16 protein-coding genes are annotated in these 23707 nt (G+C 33.2%); 15 read left to right on the top strand and 1 reads right to left on the bottom strand.

The features are described from left to right. The 4 genes from BM289_RS05305 (at position 1) to BM289_RS05290 (ending at position 5579) form a co-directional block, all read left to right on the top strand. Positions 1–2076, top strand: a complete 2076-nt coding sequence (locus tag BM289_RS05305; RefSeq protein ID WP_091491434.1) for a PBP1 and LysM peptidoglycan-binding domain-containing protein — start codon at positions 1–3, stop codon at positions 2074–2076. Further along, positions 2076–2477, top strand: a complete 402-nt coding sequence (locus BM289_RS05300; protein WP_091491432.1) for an OsmC family protein — start codon at positions 2076–2078, stop codon at positions 2475–2477. Before BM289_RS05305 ends, BM289_RS05300 begins: the two co-directional genes overlap by 1 nt. A 532-nt stretch (positions 2478–3009) precedes the next feature. Continuing rightward, complete coding sequence (locus BM289_RS05295) at positions 3010–4863, top strand: T9SS type A sorting domain-containing protein (protein WP_091491431.1); 1854 nt, start codon at positions 3010–3012, stop codon at positions 4861–4863. Between the two features lie 80 nt (positions 4864–4943). Next, a complete protein-coding gene (locus BM289_RS05290) occupies positions 4944–5579 on the top strand; it encodes a sugar-binding protein (RefSeq protein WP_091491429.1) in 636 nt (211 codons plus the stop codon). Positions 5580–5617: 38 nt separating this feature from the next. On the opposite strand, the gene BM289_RS05285 is transcribed toward BM289_RS05290, so the two are convergent. Continuing rightward, a complete protein-coding gene (locus BM289_RS05285; RefSeq protein WP_091491427.1) occupies positions 5618–6658 on the bottom strand; it encodes a LacI family DNA-binding transcriptional regulator in 1041 nt (346 codons plus the stop codon). A 317-nt stretch (positions 6659–6975) separates the two neighbouring features. On the opposite strand from BM289_RS05285, the gene BM289_RS05280 reads away from it, so the two are divergent. The 11 genes from BM289_RS05280 (at position 6976) to BM289_RS05225 (ending at position 23276) form a co-directional block, all read left to right on the top strand. Beyond that, positions 6976–7884: a sugar phosphate nucleotidyltransferase gene (locus tag BM289_RS05280; RefSeq protein ID WP_091491426.1), complete on the top strand. Its 909-nt coding sequence runs from the start codon at positions 6976–6978 to the stop codon at positions 7882–7884. A gap of 1 nt (position 7885) precedes the next feature. After that, positions 7886–8992, top strand: coding sequence for a phosphotransferase enzyme family protein (locus tag BM289_RS05275; protein ID WP_091491424.1), 1107 nt, complete (start codon positions 7886–7888; stop codon positions 8990–8992). Positions 8993–8995: 3 nt separating this feature from the next. Then, a complete protein-coding gene (locus tag BM289_RS05270; RefSeq protein WP_091491423.1) occupies positions 8996–9922 on the top strand; it encodes an NAD-dependent epimerase/dehydratase family protein in 927 nt (308 codons plus the stop codon). 34 nt (positions 9923–9956) lie between these two features. Then, positions 9957–11330 (top strand): sugar MFS transporter, encoded by a 1374-nt coding sequence (locus BM289_RS05265; RefSeq protein WP_091491421.1) that lies wholly within the window; start codon positions 9957–9959, stop codon positions 11328–11330. Between the two features lie 195 nt (positions 11331–11525). Then, positions 11526–12908 carry a phosphoglucosamine mutase gene (gene glmM / locus BM289_RS05260; RefSeq protein WP_091491420.1) on the top strand — a complete coding sequence of 461 codons (1383 nt, stop codon included), beginning with the start codon at positions 11526–11528 and terminating at the stop codon, positions 12906–12908. A 621-nt stretch (positions 12909–13529) separates the two neighbouring features. Beyond that, positions 13530–16775: a SusC/RagA family TonB-linked outer membrane protein gene (locus BM289_RS05250; protein ID WP_091491417.1), complete on the top strand. Its 3246-nt coding sequence runs from the start codon at positions 13530–13532 to the stop codon at positions 16773–16775. A 10-nt stretch (positions 16776–16785) separates the two neighbouring features. After that, positions 16786–18258 (top strand): RagB/SusD family nutrient uptake outer membrane protein, encoded by a 1473-nt coding sequence (locus BM289_RS05245; protein WP_091491415.1) that lies wholly within the window; start codon positions 16786–16788, stop codon positions 18256–18258. Between the two features lie 63 nt (positions 18259–18321). After that, a complete protein-coding gene (locus tag BM289_RS05240; RefSeq protein WP_167365390.1) occupies positions 18322–19686 on the top strand; it encodes a DUF4832 domain-containing protein in 1365 nt (454 codons plus the stop codon). Positions 19687–19714: 28 nt separating this feature from the next. Further along, positions 19715–20590 (top strand): PKD domain-containing protein, encoded by an 876-nt coding sequence (locus BM289_RS05235; protein WP_091491412.1) that lies wholly within the window; start codon positions 19715–19717, stop codon positions 20588–20590. A gap of 159 nt (positions 20591–20749) precedes the next feature. Continuing rightward, positions 20750–21847 (top strand): acyltransferase family protein, encoded by a 1098-nt coding sequence (locus tag BM289_RS05230; protein WP_091491410.1) that lies wholly within the window; start codon positions 20750–20752, stop codon positions 21845–21847. Between the two features lie 58 nt (positions 21848–21905). Continuing rightward, positions 21906–23276, top strand: coding sequence for a Gfo/Idh/MocA family protein (locus BM289_RS05225; protein WP_091491408.1), 1371 nt, complete (start codon positions 21906–21908; stop codon positions 23274–23276). Positions 23277–23707: the final 431 nt, after the last annotated feature.

The raw sequence follows: 23707 nt of genomic DNA, 5'->3' as shown, positions 1-23707 counted from the left end.
ATGAAATACTATTTAACATTATTGTCTCTTGTATTCTTTATCAGTTCAAGTGCTTTTTCTCAGGAAAAAGTGGTGAAGTATAAAGTGTCAAGCGGTGAAACTATTAATCAGATTGCTCAAAAATTTAAGGTTACGCCTTATGACATTTATAAGCTAAATCCAGATGCGAGAACAGGTTTAAGCCCAAACACAGTATTACTGATTCCGACTGCAGCAGGAGAAGCAAAAAAAGAAGTTTCTGAAACTAAAACTGCTGTTGTTTCAGGAAAAGAGATTATTCATGAAGTGCAGCCAAAAGAAACGTTTTACAGCATCGAGAAAAAATACGGAATCTCTGATGAAGCTTTAAAAGCTGCAAATCCGTTTTTGGAGAAAATAGGTGTTCAAATTGGACAAAAATTGGTTATTCCAGCAAAAGGATCTGCTCTAAAAGCTGCAGTAAAACCTGCTAAGGAAAAAGGTGCTGAAAAATATGTTTATCACGACGTTCAGCCAAAAGAAACAAAATTTAGAATTGCAAAGCAGTACAATATGACTGTAGAAGAATTAGAAAAACGCAATCCGGATATTGTTTCTAGTTTACCAGTTGGTTACAGACTTACCATAAAAGGAACAGCTCCAAAAACAGAACATGTTGCAACAGAAACAGCAAAACCTGCTGAAAATAAAAAACCTGTCGAATCTTCTAAAAAAGCGGTAACGTATATGGATTATCAGGTGAAACCGAAAGAGACTTTTTATAGTTTAGGAAGAGTTTTTCATTTATCACAAGAGGAATTAGTGGCATTAAATCCGTCACTTTCTGAAGGTGTAAAAGAAGGAATGGTTTTGAAAGTTCCGGCTGGATATATAGCTCCTGCGCCAATTATTGCAGCACAAGTTCCTACTGATAAGCCAGCTGATTCTTCTGTAGGTAAACCAGTAGAAAACTCTGGCGGCGGAATTAAGATTGTTGATAAGGTAAAATCTACTGAAAACGAAAATGCAGAAATTGTTGAATTAACCAAAAAGAGAGGTATTAATGAGCGTAAAAAAGTAGTCTTATTGCTTCCTTTTAATTTGGCTAAAGTGCAAAGCGATACTTCGGGAACTGCTAACAGAATTAAAAACGATAAGTTTTTAAATATGACTTTAGATTTTTATTCTGGAGCTTTGATGGCGATTGATTCTGCAAAAACATTGAAATTGCCAATTGATGTTGCTATTTACGATTCGCAAGAAACCAAAACTACTTCGAATGTTGTAGGTTTGACTCAGAAACTTCAAGATGCTGATGCAGTAATTGGGCCATTTTACCAAAGTAATGCAGAAACGGCGGCAAGTATGCTTCGTTCGTATAATGTTCCTGTAATTTCGCCTTTGTCAAAAGATAGCGCCAATCCGATAGATAATTTGTACCAAACGATACCTTCGAATGACGTAATCAGAAATGCTGTTTTTGATTATATGCGTTCTAAAAACGGAAATATTGTAGCTGTGGTAGACAAGAAGAAAGAGTCGGTAATCAATTACATCAAACAAAATCAGAAAGGAGTTGCATTTGCATCTTTAACTGAAACTGGCGGTTTGGATGTGGCGAATTTAAAAAGTCTGCTGATTCCAAGCCGAATGAATTATGTTGTGATGGAAACAGGAAATACAGCGATGGTAAAAGCTACGATAAAAGCTTTACTCGATTCTCAAAAAACGTGTCAGGTTCAGCTTGTAATTCTTGAGCCAAATAGCACATTGGATACAGACGAAATTGTTTTTGATAATTTAGTGAAATTAAAATTAATGTATCCTTCTGTAACTCGTGAAAGCGATGAACAGCCAGTTTTAATTTATGAAAAACAATATCGTCTAAAAAACAAAGCAAATCCGACGACTTATGCAACAAGAGGATTTGACGTAACCTTTGATACGATGATGCGTTTAATGCAAGGAAAAACATTTCAAGAAACAGCTGATTTGATGACGACTCAGCAGGTAGATAATAAATTTCAATATTATAGAAAAGAAGATGGAGGACACGCTAATAAAGGTGTTTACATCTTATATTATGATAGTGACTTAACTTTAAAAGTAGCAAATTAATGACATCAAAAGTAACCTATTTAGGAGATTTAAGAACAAGTTCAATTCACGTGCAATCAGGAAGCGAAATCATTTCTGACGCACCATTAGATAATAACGGAAAAGGAGAAGCTTTTTCTCCAACAGATACAGTTGCAAACGCTTTAGCAAGCTGCATGATGACCATTATGGGAATTAAAGCCCGTGATTTAGAAGTTGATTTCGTAGGTTCAACTGCTGAAGTAACAAAGATTATGAATGCGGAACCAAGAAGAATTGGTGCAATTGAAATTGTTTTTAATATGAAAAGCAATGCCGATGAAAAAAGCAGAACAATTTTAGAACGCGCCGCAATGACTTGCCCGGTGTTTTTAAGTTTAAGCAGTGAAATCGAAAAGAAAATTAGTTTTAACTGGAACTAATATTTTAATTCTTTAAGTTACAGAAAAGGGGCTGTCTCACTTTTGAGACAGCCCCTTTTTTTGATATAACCTATGTTTAAAAATAGATTTATAATTTTTCTTTTAAGTTGTGAATAGACTGTAGTTTATAAAAAAGTCATTTTGAAAAACTTCTTAAAAATTATTCATGTAGTATTTTTTTTATTTGTGTTCAAGCACATTGTGTTTTTGGATTGTTTTTAGTATTTTTTATGTGTGAAAAGTATCACAAAAAATAAAAATTATCATTTTTTTTGTGCTCGAACACATATTTTTTTGATTTTTTGTTGCAGGTTAAAAAACATTATTTACTTTAGTCAGAAATAAGCCAGTTTTTGTTTGCTTTTTTGTATAGATAATAGTTTTAAAATCAATGATTAAGATTAATTGAAGTGATGCTGTATTTTGATTTTGAAAACATAAATAGCAATCAGGTTTTTTTACTGAATATAGAAATATTGCAATATTTAACTATAGATTTTTTTTAAACTATTAATCCTAAAATGTCAAAATTATGAAAGTCAAGAAAATTACATTTATTATTTTATTTTGCTTTATACAAGGTTTTTCGCAGACATATGTCTCTACAACCGGAAATGATACAACGGGTACAGGTACTGCTACTTTGCCGTTTAAAACCATATTAAAAGGAGTACAGGCTGCACCGTCTGGAGGAACTGTATTAGTTCTTTCTGGTACTTATCCTGTAACAGGACCTATTTATGTTGGAAAACCATTAACAATTCAAAAAAGTGGTTCAGCTGCTGTAATAATCAATGCATCTGGCTGGACAAGTACAGATACTTACGTATTAGGAATTGTAAATACAAGTAATGTTACAATTGATGGGTTAACGATATCAAATAAAATTGGTAACGGAAGTAAAGGAATTTGGATTCTTGCAAATTCAGGAGCTACAGCTAATCTAAACAACATTACAATCAAGAATTGTATTGTAAAAAACATTGGCTGGATCAGCAACAATTTATCTGCGATTCCTGCTAATAGCGGTATAGTCGCCAATGCGATAAAAGTTGATGGAGGAAATGCTACTTATGCTATTACCAACGTAAAAATTGAAAATAGTGAAATAAACAATTGTGCTACAGGCTGGGGAGAAGCAGTAACTTTAACTGGAAATGTAAATGGTTTTTCGGTTTTAGGAAATACGGTTTACGATATTGCTAATATCGGAATTGTGGCGGCAGGAAATTACACATCAACAGGAGCTACGAGCAATAATCAGGCAAGAAATGGAATCATTGCTTCAAATGAAGTTTTTGATTGTATGAGTGCCGTAGCAAATAGTGCCGGTATTTATGTAGATGGTGCATTAAATGTAACCATAGAAAGAAATGAAGTTTATAATTGTGGTGTGGGACTTGCTGTTGGAGCTGAACAAAACACGGCCACAGGAAATGGAGGTCAATCTACAGGTCATATTGTAAACAATAATTCAGTTTATAATAATGTCGTAACCGGAGCAATTTTTGGTGGTGTTATTGGCAGTGGTTACACAACAAGCGTTAGTGATACTAAAATTTTCAATAATACATTTTATAAAAATAGAACAGGTGCCACTATTAATGGTGTTACAACTATTGGAGGCACTGCCGTAAGTACGATTGCTGATATTTACGGAGGTGAAGTTCATTTTCAGAACAGTTCAGGAATTACTTTTAAAAATAATATCCTTTACGCTACAACTGGCAAAAAAGCATTTCTAGCATCGTATGGCTATACTATTTCAAATTTTGTTTCCAATTATAATTTGTATTACAGAGAAGATAATACCGATTTTATAATCGATTTAACAGGAGTTAGTTTCAATGGCAGTTCAGCAACAGGATCTTATAACGCAGCACAATTTGCAACAGCTACAGGACAGGATGTGAATTCAGTAGTTGGTCTTCCAGGATTTGTAAATGCTGCTATTTTTGATTTTTCATTAGTCTCAGGTGCTTTTGCCACCGACAAAGGTGATCCAACATACAATGCAACTTATTCTGGTACATTAGATTTTGATGATAATAACCGTAAAAGAAATGGTCGCATTGATATTGGATGCTCGGAATTGCAAACTGGATCTACAGCTAGATCTGTTGCAAAAACAACAGAAGAAACTGCGTCAGTTTTTACTGTTTTCCCTAATCCTGCTTCAGATGTAATCACTATTAATTTTGGAAAAGATATTAAAGCAGCATCAATTTCTGTTTCAGATCTAAACGGTCGAGTACTTTTAAAACAAGAATATAGTGAAATGAATACAGCAACAATCAATGTTTCTGATTTGAAAAAATCACAACTGGTTATTCTTCAGATTAATGCCGATAACGAAATAAGCAATAATAAAATATATTTAAAATAATAAAAAAGATTGTTAGGGAGTAAAAGAGATTTTCTTATTTTACTCCCTTTTCTAGTTTTAAAATTCCATACCTTTTTCGAATGAAAAATTACAATGTAAACCAAATTGAAAAAAACATTTTACAAATAGATGGTTTAGGAAATAATCCGATTTGGGACAATGCGGCAGTTTTGACTGATTTTGTTTCTCCTTGGGAATCTATAACACCGGATAAAATTGAATTGAGAGCTTTGTGGGATCTGGATCATATTTTCTTTTTATATAAAGTATATGATGGAAATATTCACATTGACAAAACAGATGATTCTGTTGAAAGTATTGCAAAATCAGATCGAGTGGAGATTTTTTTTAAAAAAGATGATTTATTGAATCCTTATTATTGTTTAGAAATCGACCCTGAACCGAGAATATTAGATTTTATTGCTTATCCAGGCAGGCAGTTTGATTATGAGTGGAATTGGCCTGAAAATCATCTAAAAGTAAAATCAAACAGTCAAAAAGAGTTTTTTACTGTTGAAATAGCCATTAGTATTGAATCTCTAAAAAAATTCAATTTAATAAAAGGAAATAAAATCGAAGCAGGACTTTATAGAGCTAAATACATCCAACAATCTAATTTAGATTACGAACCTGTTTGGATTTCGTGGATAAATCCACATACAGAAACACCAAATTTTCATATAGCAAGTTCTTTTGGTACTTTAACCTTAATGTAATTTGTTTTATTTATGGTCAATAAGGTAGATGCTAAAGATTATAAAAAGTAATCTTTAGCATTTTCAGTATTGATAATGTCAATTGGGAGTAGAATTTCAGAACTTATTTCTTTTTCAAAAATAAAATGCTCAATTAAATTTGTAGCTCCTAAATAGGCTTGTCTTTTTGGATTTTGATGAATTAAAAAGTCAATAGTTTTGTTGTTTAAATATTCAAGATTGTTTTCTAATAAATCGTAACCAATTAGAGCTATTTTCTTTTCTGGTTTTTTGGCAATTATTTTCGCGACTTGATACGCTTTTGAAGTAGTAACAAAAAGGCCTTCAATAGCTGGATTTTCATCTAAAAATTCTTTGAGGGTACTTTTAAACTGTGGATGTTTTACCTTAAAAGTTTTAATTTCAAAATCAGTATTGCCAAGATTATTAAAATAGTCTCTAAAACCTTTTTCTTTTTCTTGCATGTGAATGGCATTCTCGTAGTCTTCGTCAATATGAATAATTGCAATTGTGCCTTTCTTTATTAGTAAGTCTAATAATCTTGCTGCAATTCTGCCACTTTGAAATAAATCCTGGCCAACAAAACTTCTAATACTGCTGGATTTAAGCTGATTATTAAAAATACTCGAAATAATTCCTTTTGAATTATAAATTTCAATAGCCTCTATGGCTTCTTTATGAAAGAGAGGAACCAATAGAACAGCATCAGGAGATGTATCAAGAACATTTTTATTGGTTTCTACGAAAGAAGAAGTATTGGTGGCGTCAAATAAAAAGATTTCTATTTTGACATTAAAAGATTTGAATTCCTTTTTAGCTTCGTTTATGCCGTCAATACAAGGTTGCCAATAGGGGTCATTTGCAGAATCTGGAATAAGTACACAAATAGAGTAAATTTGTTTTTTCTTTAAACTTCTAGCCATCAAGTTAGGCTGATAGTCAATCTTGTCCAATATTTCATTTACCTTTTTTAAGGCGTCTTCAGACACTTTTCCCCTTTTGTGCAAAACACGATCAACTGTTCCTTTTGAAACACCTGCAAGTTCTGCTATATCCTTAATTGTGTAAATTTTTTCCATATAAAACAAATATAAATAAAAAACGGATAGCATAAAATATTAAATTCCATGTGTTCGATAACATTTTTAATGTGTTCGAGCACATTTTAACATATTTTTCTTTTTTTATAGAAGATTAATATATACTTTAGCCGAATATTGATAAGATATTTTAGAATATTAACTTAAAAAATATGATATATCTATATATTTTTTGATTTATGGTGATAGTTTTCAAAAACTTATTATCTCGTCAAAACGTTCCCAAAAGAGGAGATTGAAAAAAACAAAAATCTAAAAAGAAATTAAAAAAGTAACCCATTAATAATACTATTTAAATGAGCAAAAATAAGCCTACACTCGTGATTTTAGCGGCAGGTATTGGAAGTCGATATGGAGGATTAAAGCAGTTGGATACATTTACGCCGGAAGGAGATACAATAATGGATTTTTCGATATACGATGCACTTCAGGCAGGATTTGGAAAATTCGTATTCATCATAAGTAAAAACATAGAGGAAGAATGTAAAGAAATATTCAATAAAAAACTGGCAGGGAAAGCGGAAGTTGGATATGTATTTCAGGAAATTGATAATGTTCCATCGCAATACTTAAACCCGGAACGAAAAAAACCTTGGGGAACGGGACACGCATTGCTTATGGCAAAAGATGAAGTAACTGAAAACTTTGCCATAATTAATGCTGATGACTTTTACGGAAAAGAAGCTTTTGAAATAATGGCCAAGGCATTAATGGAAATGGACAAAGAATCGTATAATTTTAATATGATGGCTTATTTGCTCAAAAATACCGTTTCAGATCATGGTTTTGTTTCAAGAGGAGAATGTCAAGTTGACGAGAATAATTATCTGACAGATGTTACAGAAAGAACTCATATCGAAAAAATTGACGGGAAATTAATGCGCAAGAATGATGATGGGGATTTTATTCCTATTGATGAAAATACAATAGTTTCAATGAACTTTTGGGGTTTTACGCCAAAATGTTTTGAATTTGGAGGTGCGCTTTTTGAACAATTTTTAAAAGAAAATGAGTACGATTTAAAAGCAGAATTTTTTATTACATCAGTAGTAAATGAAATTTTAAAATCGGATAATGCTTCTGTTGAGGTATTGCAATCCAATGCAAAATGGTTTGGAGTGACTTATAAAGAGGATAAGGAAATCGTAAAAAAAGAAATAGAAAAATTAAGAGCTCAAAAAGTATATCCAACTAATCTCTGGTAATATGACAGCCGAAAAATTAAAATTTATATTCGAACAGTTTGACCATATTGAGGTCTTTAAAACTTTTGAAGAATTGTCTTCCGGTCATATTAATGATACTTATTTAGTAACTGCTGATAGCCGTAGACAGTTTATTTTACAGCGAATAAACGAAGGTGTTTTTAAAGACGTTCCAGGACTTATTGCAAATAAAGTAAGTGTAAGCCAGCATTTGTTGAAAAAACTAAAGCAATTGTCTGAAGATGAATTAAAGCGTCGTGTTTTAACCTTTATAGGAACTAAAAAAGGTGTTTTTTATTATAAGGATAAAGAGGGAAATTTCTGGAATGTAATGGTTTATATAGAAGGAAGTTTAACTTTTGAAACCGTAAACAATGAAGAAATCGCTTATGAAGGAGGAAAGTTGTTTGGAGAATTTTTGAATCTAACCAGTGATTTTGATGCTAGAAAATTAATTGAAGTAATTCCGAATTTTCATAATATGACTTTTCGTTATTCTCAGTTTGACAACGCACTTAAAGAAGCTTCGGAACAAAGAATCGAACAAGCCAAAGATTTGATTAAAATCACTCAGGATTTAAAAGAGGAAATGCATGTTTTGCAGAATTTGAAAGACACTGGAAAAATAAAACTTAGGGTTACACACAATGACACTAAGATTTCTAATGCTCTTTTTGATATTAATAAAAAAGGACTTTGCGTAATTGATACTGACACGGTAATGCCAGGAATTATTCATTATGATTTTGGAGATGCTATAAGAACGATTTGCAACACGGCAGCTGAGGACGAAAAAAATCTGGAGTTGGTTCAGTTTAATTTGCAATTTTATAAAGCTTACGTAAAAGGTTTTCTGGAAAAAACAAGTTCATCACTTTCGCCGCTTGAAATAAAATACCTTCCTCTTGGGGCAAAAACAATGACATTTATAATGGCGCTTCGTTTTTTGACTGATTTTTTGAATAATGACGTGTATTATAAAACAGAATATCCAGAACATAATTTGGATCGTTCTAAAAATCAATTTAAACTAATAGAAAGTCTTTCGGAACAATTTAAAGAAATGGAAGAGTATAATTTGGATTTTCTGGGATCATTAAAAGAATAAGAAATGAGTAAATATGTAATTACCGGAGGTGCTGGTTTTATTGGAAGCCATATTGCTGCACATTTGTCAAACGAGGGACATCAGGTTTTGATACTTGACAGTCTTAGAACGGGATTCGAAAATAACCTAAACGGATTAAATGTTGAGTTTGTAAAAGGAGATATTCGTGACGAAAATTTAGTAAATGAAGTCGTAAGCGGTGCCAGCGGTGTTTTTCATTTGGCGGCTTTGGTCAGCGTTCCGGAGTCCTTATTAAAAATTAAAGAATGCATCGAAATCAATACTATTGGAACAATCAATATTTTAGAGGCGGCCAAAAATACTAAAGGTTGTAAAGTGGTGCTTTCAACTTCGGCGGCGAATTATGGTAATAATCCTGTTTTGCCAAAAGTAGAAACGATGTTTCCAGAACCAATGACACCGTATGCGATTACGAAGTTAGACGGCGAATATTATTTAAAAATGTATCTCGATCAATATCAGGTTCCAACGGCTTCTTTGAGATATTTTAATGTATTTGGACCACGGCAAAATCCAGAATCGGCTTATGCGGCTGCAGTGCCTATTTTTATCAATAAAGCACTCCAAAACGAACCGATCACGATTTATGGGGATGGCTTACAGACAAGAGATTTTATTTATGTAAAAGATGTAGTAAAAGCTAATATTCTGGCTTCTCAAAAAGGAAACGAAACCTATAATGTTGCTTTAGGACATAGTACATCAGTTTTAGAATTGGCGGAAAAAATTATAGAAATAACCAATTCTAAATCTCAGATAAAATTTTTAGAAGAAAGACCAGGCGATATCAAACACTCTAAAGCAAATCCAGAAAAATTCAATCAATTGGGTTTTAAACCAGAATATACAATTGATAGAGCATTAGAAGAAACAATCGAATTTTATCAGCAGCAATTAGTCAGCAGATGATTTTTAGAAAACTAACTAAAACTAAAACCAAAATATGTCAGAAATCGATATTACTTTAAAAAAAGATCAAAACAGCACTTTGATTCCCATGGTCATTTTGACCTCCTTGTTTTTTATTTTTGGATTCGTAACCTGGCTTAACGGACCTCTAATTCCGTTTTTTAAACTAGCCTGTGAACTGACTGAATCGCAGTCGTATTTTGTAACTTTTGCTTTTTATATTGCCTATTTTGTAATGGCAATTCCATCGTCATTCTTAATTGAGAAAGTAGGCTACAAAAATGGTATTTCTTTAGGATTAGGTGTAATTGCGGTTGGCGCTCTGTTATTTTATCCAGCAGCCGAAGCACGAACTTTTAGTCTTTTTTTAATTGCTTTATTTGTAATGGGCACTGGTTTGGCAGTTTTACAAACAGCCTCTAATCCGTATGTTGTGGTAATTGGTCCGCGTGAAAGTGCTGCAGCCAGAATCAGTGTTTTAGGAATTGCCAATAAGCTGGCAGGTTTTCTAGCTCCTTTATTATTGACGGCTTTAGTGTTGTCGAATATTGGAGATTATTCTGCAGATAAAATTGCGGCAATGAATTCGGTTCAAAAAGAAACGGCATTAGATTTACTCGCTTTGCAATTGCAAATGCCTTATATTTATATGGCGATCATAATGTTTGTATTGGCAGTTTTGGTAAAATATTCACCTCTTCCAGAAATCAATTTAGATGATGAAGGACAGGCTGAGCATTTAAGTATCTTCAAGCAAATAAAAGAAGCGTTTAAACATCCGCAGCTGGTTTTTGGAGTAATTACTTTAATGGTTTATGTAGCAGCAGAAGTTCTGGCCGGAGATTCTATCGGCGGATTTGGAAAACAATTAGGTGTTTATGGAGAAAATGGTTCTTTTTATTTAAAATTAACTTCGTTTACCATGACTTTTATGGTAATTGGCTATGTGTTAGGAATTACTTTGATTCCGAAATATGTATCTCAAGTTTTTGCTTTAAAAGTTTCTGGATTCTTAGGTCTGATTTTGGTCTCGCTAATTGCGATACTTTCTCCAAAAATCATGATTCAATTGCCAGGAATACCGCAATTGCCTTTAGTTATTATTTTAGTAGCGTTTTTAGGATTGGCCAATGCGCTTTGCTGGCCCGCTATTTGGCCAATGGCACTTCAGGATTTAGGGGGATTTACCAAAATTGGAGGCGCAATTTTAATTATGGGTATTATTGGTGGTGCTGTTTTTCCATTGTTTTATGGAATGCTTGCAGATGCTATTAACACATCCAATATTGCTACAGGAGTTGCTGCAACAGCAAAAAGTGGTAATCAATTAGCGTATTTAATTTTATTCCCTGCCTATTTGATGATTGTCTTTTTTGCATTCAAAGGCCATAGATATAGGAGTTGGTAAAATTAAAATATTGAACAGCTCTAGATTTTAATCCTCTTTTTTAATATTTAGATCTTAATAAAAAAAATTAAGCAAAGCATTCAAATAATGTTTTTGAGTTGCTTGTACTCAACTTATGCCTTTTTTTAACTGTAAAAGCATAAAAAACAGCAGTAAAAAAATGGAAATCCGAATGGAATAATTTAAAAATAAAAAATGACTTTAATAAAATCAATTTCAGGAATAAGAGGCACAATTGGAGGAGTTGTAAATGAAAACTTAACTCCGATTAATGCCGTGAAATTTGCCGCTGCCTACGGAATGTGGCTCAAAGAAAGTACTGGCAGTAAATCTTTAACAATTGTTTTGGGAAGAGATGCGCGTATTTCGGGAGAAATGATTAGTAATCTGGTTGCAAGTACACTTATAGGTTTAGGAATAAATGTAATTGATATTGGTTTGTCGACTACACCAACAGTTGAAATTGCTGTAACATTAGACAGCGCTGCTGGTGGCATCATAGTAACGGCAAGCCATAATCCAAAACAATGGAATGCTTTAAAACTTTTGAATAATAGAGGAGAATTTTTAAATGCCGAGGCAGGGGAAAAAATCTTGAAAATTGCCGAGGATGAAAATTTTCTTTTTGCAGAAGTTGACGCTCTAGGAAAGTACGAAAAGAAAGAAGGTTATATTAATCGACACATTGAAGAAGTTTTAAAATTGGCAGTAGTGGATATTGAAGCAATAAAAAAATCAAACTTCAAAGTTGTTGTCGATGCAGTTAATTCGACTGGCGGAATTGCAATTCCAGCTTTGTTGGAAAAGCTTGATGTAGAATGTATCAAGTTATATTGCGATCCGACAGGTCATTTTCCGCATAATCCAGAGCCTTTAAAGGAGCATCTTACTGATATTTCGGAATGGGTGGTAACAGAAAAAGCTGATTTTGGAATTGTAGTAGACCCAGACGTAGATCGACTAGCTATTATTTGCGAAGATGGTTCAATGTTTGGCGAAGAATACACTTTGGTTGCCTGTGCAGATTATGTTTTAGGAAGGACTAAAGGTGATACAGTTTCTAATTTATCATCTTCAAGAGCTTTAAAAGATGTTACAATGAAACATGGAGGAAAATATGAAGCCAGTGCAGTGGGAGAAGTCAATGTGGTTGAATTAATGAAAGCGACTAATGCAGTTATAGGAGGAGAAGGGAATGGCGGGATTATTTATCCGGCATCACATTACGGCAGAGATTCTTTAGTAGGTGTCGCTTTGTTCTTGTCTCATTTGGCAAACTTGAAAATTTCCTGTAAAACTCTTAGAAAAACTTACCCAGAATATTTTATGAGCAAGAGCAAGATTGAGCTCACCCCAACCATTGATGTTGATGCAATTTTAGGAAAGATTGCTGAGAAATTCACTAAAGAAAAACCGAATTGTATTGATGGTGTTAAAATCGATTTTGAAGAACAATGGGTTCATTTAAGAAAGTCAAATACGGAGCCTATTATTAGAATTTATACGGAAAGTATTTCTCAAGAAAAAGCAGACAAATTAGCTCAAGAATTTATTACCATAATCACCGATTTAGTGTAATCAATTGGTGAGAAAAAAAGCACGTTTTAAAAAATAAATTATTTTGTAAATAATGACTAAACATTTAATTAAATCATACTAAATAAGATTTTTTATTGTGATTTATAATTAAATGAAAATCAAAAAGAATAAGCCATTTATTAAAATATTGTCAATTTATTTTAGTAATTATTTGAATTTTCAGGCTTCTGTTTTTTGAAATCATTAAGAATTTAATAATACTTTTTCGAAAAAATGTGCTCGAAAACACTTTTTTCATGTGTACGAACACATTTTTTTGATTTTGACATTGTTTATTAAAAAATATTCTTTAGTTTAGCCAAAAGTAAGTTGAAAATCAGCTTTTTTATTGCCCTTTTTAAAGTTGAATTTTCAATTTTAAAACACAAGAAAGGAAACTACAATTCAGAAAAAAAAAACACTTCAAAAGAGATTGATTTTAATGAAGTAAAAACGAAAAAAACATCAATAAAAAAATCAAACAAAAAACAAAATAGAAGAATTATGAAATCAAAAAAAACATGACAAATTTTTTCACTTTGAGTTCGATTATAGCTTAACCAATTTAGACTTACTCAAAGTATGCTTTTTACATTAACCATTTAAACTAACCAGAATAATATGAAAAAAAGTAACAAGTTATTATGCTGTAATTATCAGGATATAAAATTAAGGACATTACTCACTGTCTTTTTCTTGATAGCAGCATTAAAAGTAAATGCAGGGTCTTTTACAGACAGTAGCGAAAAATTAGCAATAGAGAATAAAAAATCAGAAGCAGATATTACTATCAAAGGAGTGGTTTTAGATGAATTGGGGCAGCCAATGATTGGTGTAACGATTGTGCCAAAAGGATCTCCAAAAGGAACTACAACTGATTTTGATGGAAGCTTTACCATTGTAGTTTCTTCCACAACAGAAGCTTTATTATTTTCCTATGTGGGATATGAGACAAAAGAAGTCGCTATTGCAAATACCACAAATTTAAAAGTCTCAATGGTACCTTCATCCAATAGTCTTAATGAGATTGTGATTGTAGGGTATGGAACACAGAAAAAGAAGAACGTTTTAGGAGCGATTTCGTCTGTAAAATCAGATGCCTTAGTGTTATCATCAGCACCTTCTGTTTTAACGGGACTTCAAGGTAAAGTTGCCGGTTTGCAAATTTCTCAAAATAGTGCACAACCAGGAGGTGGATTTAATATTCAAATTCGTGGTGCAGGCTCTATAAACGCAAGCAACGATCCGTTAATTGTTATTGATGGATTTCCAGTTACAAATTTAGAGCAACCAGGAACGGGTAACCGTTATGATGGTGGAACGCAAAGTATTTTAAATTCGTTTAACCCAAATGATATTGAATCTATAGAAGTTTTAAAAGATGCAAGTTCAACAGCCATTTATGGAGCCAGAGCGGCAAATGGTGTTATCTTGATTACAACTAAAAAAGGAAATGAAGGTGATGTTAGAGTTGACTACTCTGGTTCATATTCCTATCAAAAATACAACAATAGTTATGAAGTCCTTGATTTGAAAGAATGGATGCAGTTAAGAAATGATGCTGCAAAAGAAAATTGGGAGTTTATAAACAAAGTTTATCCATATTCACCAAAAACCTTAGAAGAGGCAAATGCAGCTCCAGTAAACGGGATTCCATATAAAAGAATTTATTCAGATGAACAAATTAGAAATGCTGGAAAAGGAACAGATTGGCTTGGATTAGTTACCAGAAATGGTGTAATTGAACAAAACAACTTATCACTTCGCGGAGGAACAAAATCTACCAAGTATTTTTTATCAGGTAACTTATTCAATCAAGATGGAGTTATTAAAAATTCAGGTTTAAAGAGAACTACTTTTCATTTTAGCCTCGATCAGAAATTAACTGATTATATTAATGTTGGGATGAATATGACTAAAAGCCGAATCAAAAATCAAAATTCACAATTAGGAGGAGATCAATATGAAAACTCAGGAATCATAAGATCTGCTATACAGCAAAGCCCTGAAATTTTAGCGATTGATGAATTGGGTAATTATCCAATAAACCCAGACAATGCTTTAGAACCTAATCCATATTCGCTTTTGACAATTTCTGATGAAGGTGTCATTGATCGAACATTAACAAATTTCTACGCCGAAATAAAACCAATTAAAGGTCTTACAGCTAGATTCCAGGCAGGTTTTGATCAAGGGAATTCAAAAAGAAGCACTTATCTGCCAAGAACTACTTTGTACGGAGCATTAGAAAATGGGAAGGCTACTATTAATTCTCAAGAAAAGAATGATGATTTGTTCGACTTCACATTAAACTATACTACAAAATTAATGGAAGACAATACTTTTGGTTTAATGGTAGGTTATTCGCAACAAACCTATAGAACTGAAGCCGCAACACTAGGAAACAGCAACTTTATTACAGATGCCTTTTTATGGAATAATATGAATGCTGGTGCAGGAACAAAAGTTACCTCTTCTTCAAAATCTGAAAATAATTTTATTTCCTATTTCACAAGATTTAATTATTCGTATAAAGATAAATACATGTTGACGTCTACAATCCGTCGTGATGGTGCAAGTGTATTTGCAAAGAACAATAAATACGGATTATTTCCTTCGGTTGCCGTTGGATGGGATGTTTCTCAAGAATCATTCATGAAATCGATAGATAAATATGTGTCGCAGTTTAAAATTAGATTTGGATACGGACAAACAGGTAATGCGTCAATTGGAGGAAGTGCTTTTGGAGCTTTCTATGCACAGCCGGCTTATTTAAATCCAGATGAATCAATATTAATTGGTGTGTTTCCTTCGAGACTTGAAAATCCTGATTTAAAATGGGAAACTACAACAGAGAAAAATTTAGGTGTTGATTTCGAGTTGTTTAATAGAAGGGTTTCCGGTTCATTTGAATTATACGACAGAGTAATTTCAGATTTGCTGACTGTAAAACCTATTAACAGTTATCAAGAAATAAATACCGTTTGGGCAAATATTGGAAGTACGCAAAGTAAGGGGATTGAGCTTACTTTAAGCACATTAAATATTGATCGTCCTGACCTTAAATGGAGAACAACTTTTACTTATTCACAATTTAGAACAAATTGGAAAGAAAGAGCACCAGATTGGAAGCCTTCAGTTTACATGGGGTATAATGATCCAGTTCGTGCACAATACAGTCAAATTGCCGATGGTGTAATGCAGATTGGAGAAGTTGTTCCTGCACAGCCTGATTTATATCCAGGGCAAATCAAAATTAAAGATTTAAATGGTTTTGTTAGGGATGCAGCAGGAAATCCTGTAACAGACGAAAATGGAAGATTCTTAAGAACTGGCGCTCCGGATGGAAAAATTGATGAAGCTGATACTGTTTTACTTGGATCATCTGACCCTGATTTTGTAGCAGGTTTAAACAATACAATTACTTGGAAAAATTTCCAGTTGAATTTTCAGTTTAACGGAATGTTTGGACGAAAAATTGTAGATCAGACTGATTTTGCTTATGGGGTAACAGCGGTAGGAGTAGCACAAAATGGAAGAAATGCTGTGCGAAATGTATACAATAGATGGACACCTGATAATCCTACCAATACACGACCAGGTTCACATTTTGGATATACACAATATGGTTCAGGAGATTTCTTCCTGCAGGACGCATCATTTGTTCGTTTGCAAAATGTATCATTAAGTTATAATCTTCCAAAAAAATGGTTTGGTAAATATATGCAAGGAGCGGCTGTTCGATTAGATGGACAAAACCTTTTTACAATTACCAAATATGATGGTATTGATCCTGAAACAGATGGTTACGCAGCAGCATATCCAAATGTAAAAACATACACAGTAGGAATTGATCTTAAGTTCTAATATAAAAGATATGAAAAATTTTAAAAGTTATATAGTAGTAGTATTGATGCTTGTATTCTCTGGATGTAGCAACGATTTAGAGTCTATAAATTACGATGAAATTAATCCGAGTATTTTTCCAAGCTCGGAAGCTGATATTCAGGCGATAGTGGCTTCAGCATATTATCCGCTTAGAGGATCTTATGGAAACGGAATTCATACTACTTCCGAAAACGGGTTGATGTTTATGTTAGATGCTACAACCGAAATTCTTCAAGGGCCTTATGGAGTACAGCAGGAAGCATCTTTGCACAGTTATAAAGCCACTTCTACTGCATTTACGCGTTTTTATGATGTGTTTTACAATAAAATTAGCGGTATGACTTTAAGTATTGACAGAATTCAGTCATCAAATGTAAATGAGTTAATTAAAAAACAAGCAATTGCTGAAATTAAATGTGCGCGCGGTTTATTGGCTTACGAACTTTTTGATTTATACGGTCCTCTTGTGGTGGCACCGCTTGATGTACTTAAAAATCCATTAAAAGAAGAACCTTTAGCAAGACTTTCAAATGCTGAAATGGTAAGTTTTATTGAAAATGATTTGAAAGATGCAGCCACAGATTTAAAAGCACCGGGCGAAACAGCTTACGGAAGATTTAGTAGTGGTATGGCTAGAATGATATTGATTCGATTATATCTGCATGAAAAAAGATGGGCAGAAGTTGAAGAACAAGCCGCAGCAATTATGGCAATGAATTATTATGGTTTAGAAGAAAATTATGTGGGCTTATGGGACATTAAAGCTCCTGTAGATAGTAAAGAAGTAATTTGGGCAGTTCCCGCAGATTATGCAGGGACAAGTGAAAACCAATGGCAGTTAATGGTATTGCCGGCTAACTATCCAGGACGTGGTGGCTATGGAACTATTCAGAGTTCATGGACATTTTATGATTCTTTTGAGGCAACAGATATTCGTAAAAATGCACTTATTGCAGAATTTACAGGAACAGATGGCGTAACGTACAATAGGGCAAATCCGGCTAATTACATGCAGTTAGGGCCAATTCCGCTAAAAATTGATCCAGATGCGGCCAGAACAACTGCTTTAACAACCGTAGATATTATTGTATATCGTTATGCTGATGTTTTACTATCAAGAGCAGAAGCGATAGCGAATAAAACTGGAACTCCAACACAAGAGGCCATAGATTTAGTAAATATCGTAAGAAGGAGAGCTAAAATCAGCGAAATACAATTAGCAGACTATGCGACGCTATCTAAATTTAACGATATGATTCTCCTAGAAAGATCACATGAATATTGGTGCGAAAACGGACAATACCGTTCAGATTTAATCCGACACGGAAAATTTACAGAACATGCTCTTGCCTTAAATGGTGCGGCAAGTCAAAGTGCTCCTTATAAAGCATTATTTCCTTTTTCATTGGATAGAATAAGTGAAGGTAAAGGTAAATTTATTCAGAACCCTGGATATAATTAATTAGAAGGTTATCACTTTTTGTGAAAGTATAAAATGAAATCAGATAATTTAATTATAAAAAAAATGAAAAACTTACTATTGCTATTTTGTCTTTTCCTAAATATGGCGTCAAGCTGCCAAAGTGATGGCGACAAAAATAATGGAGAGCAAACAAATGGACTTGAAAAAGTTACGTATGCGGTTTCTAACGAAGTTTTTACAAATCCAGAGCGTGGATTTATGCATACGTGGCAGGTAAATTCTGAAGGAGCAGCAATCACTGCTGCCTCTTTGAATAATTTAAAGAAGGAAAATGTGAGTCTTATTCTACGTTTGTATTATCTAGAAAAATTTAAAACAACTCCTTTAAGCCAGACACAATTAGATCTTATTAAAACTGATTTTACTCGTTTGAGAGAAGCTGGTTTAAAATGTGTTTTACGTTTCGCCTATACTGATGCACAGGATGGTTCAGATGCTTCTGTTGCCGTAATATCTGGACATTTAGATCAGCTAAAACCTATTCTGGAAGAAAATAAAGATGTAATTGCTTTTGTACAGGCAGGTTTTGTAGGAGCTTGGGGAGAATGGTATTACACCACTAATCAGCTTACTACGCCAGCAAATAAAAAACTGATTCTAGATAAACTTCTAGAATCTTTTCCAAAAGAAGTGAAAATTCAGGTAAGAACGCCAAAAATAAAACAGGATTTTGTTGCTACAACAACAGCAATGGATGCAACAGTGGGTTATGGAACGTCAAATACAGCTCGTTTAGGTTTTCATAACGATTGTTTTATGGCAAGTGTTGACGATTATGGAACATATACAAATGTTACTGCTGATAAAACATATATAAGCAATGAAGCGCTTTATGTTCCAACAGGAGGAGAAACTTGTCCTCCAGCAAATGTACCTATTGCCAGTTGCAGTATTGCAGAAACAGAAATGACACTTTTAAAATGGACGTATTTAAATCTGGATTATTACGGTCCTGTTTTGCAAGAATGGAGAAATAATAACTGTTTTACCGATTTTGAGAGAAAATTAGGGTATAGACTTTCTGTGTCTTCTTCAAGCATAAAAAAAGAGGTTGCACTAAATGGTTCATTGGAGTTTAATGCTTTGATAAACAATTCTGGTTTTGCACCAGTTTATAATCCAAAAAATGCTTTTTTAATTTTGAGAGCAACAACTGGAGGTACTATATATAAGAAAAAGTTAAACTTCGATGTTAGAAAAGTAGTGCCAAAAGTGACTTTCGACTTAAAAGAATCGGTGAGTTTGTCGGGAGTTCCAGCAGGAACTTATGAATTACTTTTAAAAATAGAAGACAGTTCTTCTAAACTGGCAGACCGCCCAGACTATTGTGTTCGTTTGGCAAATACAGGAATATGGGAAGCAACAACAGGATTCAATAAATTATCGCAAACGGTTATCATTAAATAGTTATTCAAAACATTTAAATTCCAAAACCATGAAAAAAATAAAATTAACCCAATATATAACATTGCTTGCTGTTTTGTTATTGCTGACAGCTTGTTCGAGCGATGGTTCGTCATCAGAGGATTCAGCAACAAAACCTACTGCAGACTTTTCTTTTACAAATGATGGAAGCACATTTACATTTACCAATCTTTCAACAAACGGTACAAAGTATCGATGGGATTTTGGGGATTTATATTATACATCTGCTGAAAAAGATCCTATTTACACTTATAAAATTGAAGGTGAAATAAGAGTTTCTTTGACTGTGACAAATGACAAAGGAGAAGAAGCGTTTATTACTAAAACGATTACTGCACCAAGAATTATAATTATTGATATAAAAGTTGATGGAAAATTTACAGATTGGGACGATGTTGCTGTAACAGATGAAAATACTTCAGGAAATGGCTCTATTCAAAAAATTAAGATTTGGGCGGGCGGTCCAAATGTAAATGTGTACTTGGAAGGAAACAAAAAAATGCTAATGGAATTGGTAGATATGTATATCAATACTGATGGTAATACCCAAACTGGATTTTTGCACAGCAATTGGCCTCAAGGTTCTGGAGCAGAGTTTTTATTTGAAGGACCATTAGTAAGTAACGGTTGGGGCGATTTCTATAAACATACCGATCCAAATGGCGGTTGGGGCTGGGGGCAACAAGTAGGTTCCGGAGTTAACTTGAAATCATCTGGAATTGTAAGTCTTTCATCAACTACCAATGCGATTGAATTTAGTATTCCAAAATCGCAATTAGGAACCTTAGGAAGTTCAATTGGTATTGCCATCACCGAAATGAATGCAGGCTGGGCTCTTGTAGCAAACTTCCCTGAAGGACCTAAGTTCTCTACATTACAATTGTAGTTTGTCATCGATAGCCGGTCAAAACGTGCCATTGGCTGAAGCGTTTTTTGAAGATTAATTGTTTTTATTCCAATGGCATGAGCTATCGAGTTTATATAATTTTATAATCCCGGTTATTTAAAAAATATCGGGATTATTATAAAATAGAAAAAAGAAGAAATGACTAAAGTTATTGCCAATAATCGATTAATGTCTATAGATGTATTGCGAGGATTTGATTTGTTAATGATTATTGTTGCAGATCGATTTTTTTATAATTTACATGTAGCATCTCAAACCAATTTTACAAAAACCTTAGCGGATCAGTTTGAACATCCAGAATGGATTGGTTTTCATTTGTATGATGTCATTATGCCTTTGTTTCTGTTTGTAGTAGGAGTAGTGATTCCATTTTCTTTAGGAAATAGAAGTGTTGAATCAGCTTCAAAACACAAATTATATGCTCATATTTTAAAGCGATTCGTAATTCTATTTATACTTGGATGGATTGTGCAGGGAAATTTATTGTTTTTAGATATTTCGAAGTTTCATGTTTTCAGTAATACATTACAGGCCATTGCGGTTGGTTATTTGTTTTCATGTATGGCTTATCTCAATTTACCTAAAAAAGGAAGATATTTATTTTTTGTCACATGCCTTGTTTTATACGCCGTATTATTATCGATTCCGAATTTCTTCGGACATCATTTTGAATTGCTTTCAAATAAAAATCTTCCTATTTATATTGATCAGCAGGTTTTTGGTCGATTTTATGATCAGACACAATATTCTTGGCTATTAACAGGGTTAGGATTTACGGCAACAACTTTATCAGGATTATTTGCGGGAGAGTTGCTGCTGTCTTCAAATTCGAGATCAAAAATAGCTTTGCATCTGGCAGTAATTGGTGTTATCGGAATAGCAACTTCATTGCTTATTGGTTTTTGGCATCCTATAATAAAAAAAATATGGACAAGTTCATTTGTAATTTTTTCATCAGGAATCAGCTTTGTTTTATTAGCTTTATTCTATTGGCTTGTAGATGTAAAGGGGTATACAAAATGGGCATATCCATTTCGGGTCATTGGGCTTAATGCCATTGCGGCTTATGTAGGTTCTCACGTTTTAAATTTCTCAGCTATAGCTAAACAAATTTTCTTTGGTTTTGAGCAGTTTACGGGAGCGTATTACGATGCATTTTGTGATTTAGCAGGATTTGCAATTCTTTATTTCATACTTTGGTATATGCACAAAAATAAGACTTATATAAAAGTGTAATAAGAACAAATTACTACAGAGAAAACGTTCAAAAAAAAATATCATTAAAACAAAAAAAATGAAAAGTTTAAGATTTTTATTCATAGCATTTTTGCTATTCAAAGTTTGTACTACATCAGCACAGCTTATCAAAACAAAAACACCAAAAAGAGATAAAGGACAAACTGATGTTTTACGTCTGGCAACACCAGCAATCCCTCATGTTCGAGTAGCAATTATTGGTTTAGGAATGCGCGGTACTGGAGCTGTAGAGCGTATTCCGCATATTCCAGGAGTAGAAATCGTAGCATTGTGCGATATGATGGAAGAAAGAACAAAAGCGGCAAATGATACTCTGCTAAAACTCGGTGCGCCAAAAGCACAGGAATTTTTTGGAGAAGATGCTTGGAAAAAAGTAACAAAATTAGATAATGTGGATCTAGTTTATATTGTAACCGATTGGAAGCATCATGCCAATATCGCAGTTCAAGCTATGAAAGATGGTAAACATGTTGCTGTTGAAGTTCCAGGGGCTCTGACCATGAAAGAAATCTGGGATATTATTGATACTTCTGAGAAAACTAGAAAACATTGTATGATGCTTGAAAACTGTGTTTATGATTTCTTCGAATTGACTACTTTAAACATGGCACAGCAAGGTTTATTTGGAGAAATTCTTCATGCCGAGGGTTCTTATATTCATGGACTTCAGCCCTATTGGCAAAACTACTGGAATAACTGGAGAATGGATTATAACCGCAAACACAGGGGAGATGTTTATCCAACACACGGAATGGGGCCGGCTTGTTTGGCTTTGAATATTCATAGAGGTGATAAAATGAATTTCTTAGTTTCAATGGATACTAAAGCAGTTGGAAATCCAGCATTTATAAAAGAAAAAACAGGAGAAGTGGTTACTGATTTTAGAAATGGAGATCACACCATGACAATGATTCGTACTGAAATGGGAAAAACAATCCAAATTCAGCACGATGTTACAAGTCCAAGGCCTTACAGCAGAATGTATCAATTGTCAGGAACAAAAGGATTTGCAAATAAATATCCGGTCGAAGGTTATGCAATTGATGCAAAAGAAGCTGGAGCAGAAATTTCTAAAAATTATCAAAATCTTAATGCTGAAGAATTTGTATCGGAAGATGTAAAAAAGATATTAATGGAAAAATATAAAAATCCAATTGTAAAAGATATAGAAGAAATGGCTAAAAAAGTAGGAGGTCATGGAGGTATGGATTTTGTTATGGATTATAGGATGTTTTACTGTCTCCAAAAAGGACTTCCATTAGATATGGATGTTTATGATTTAGCAGAATGGTCTTGTTTAAGTCCGTTAACAGAGATTTCTTTAGATAACAATTCAGCTCCTGTCGAAATTCCTGATTTTACGAGAGGAGCATGGCAAAAATTAAAAACGGTTGAATTTTCTAAATAAAAAAATATAATTGATTGTTTAGTTATTTTTTGTTAGCCTTAAAAATCTCCTGTACAAGAACAGGAGATTTTTTAACTGAATAAATGAATAATTGATTGCAATTTTAATGCAGATCAATATTCCACAATTAATGGTTTTTGCTTTCATTTAATCTTAATTTGTTGTAAATGAGTTGTTAATGTGTCGATTAGTTGAGTTTTTTTATATATGTTATTAAAATTAATTTTAAATTTAATTGTTTTAAAATGTTCTAAAAATAAACGAGATTTCCTTTTAGACAATAGTATAAGAATAGTTACGGTTTTTGTCTTAGCAGTCTATTTTTCTTGTTGAATTATGAAATTATGACCAAAAGATATCTGTTTTATATTAGAAAACTTAAGAACATTAACAAAAAGCTGCTACTTAGTTAAAAATAAATAAAAGTTACT

The sequence above is a fragment of the Flavobacterium phragmitis genome (assembly GCF_900112575.1).
In the GTDB taxonomy this organism is placed as follows: domain Bacteria; phylum Bacteroidota; class Bacteroidia; order Flavobacteriales; family Flavobacteriaceae; genus Flavobacterium; species Flavobacterium phragmitis.
This window is presented reverse-complemented; position numbering and strand designations above follow the sequence as displayed.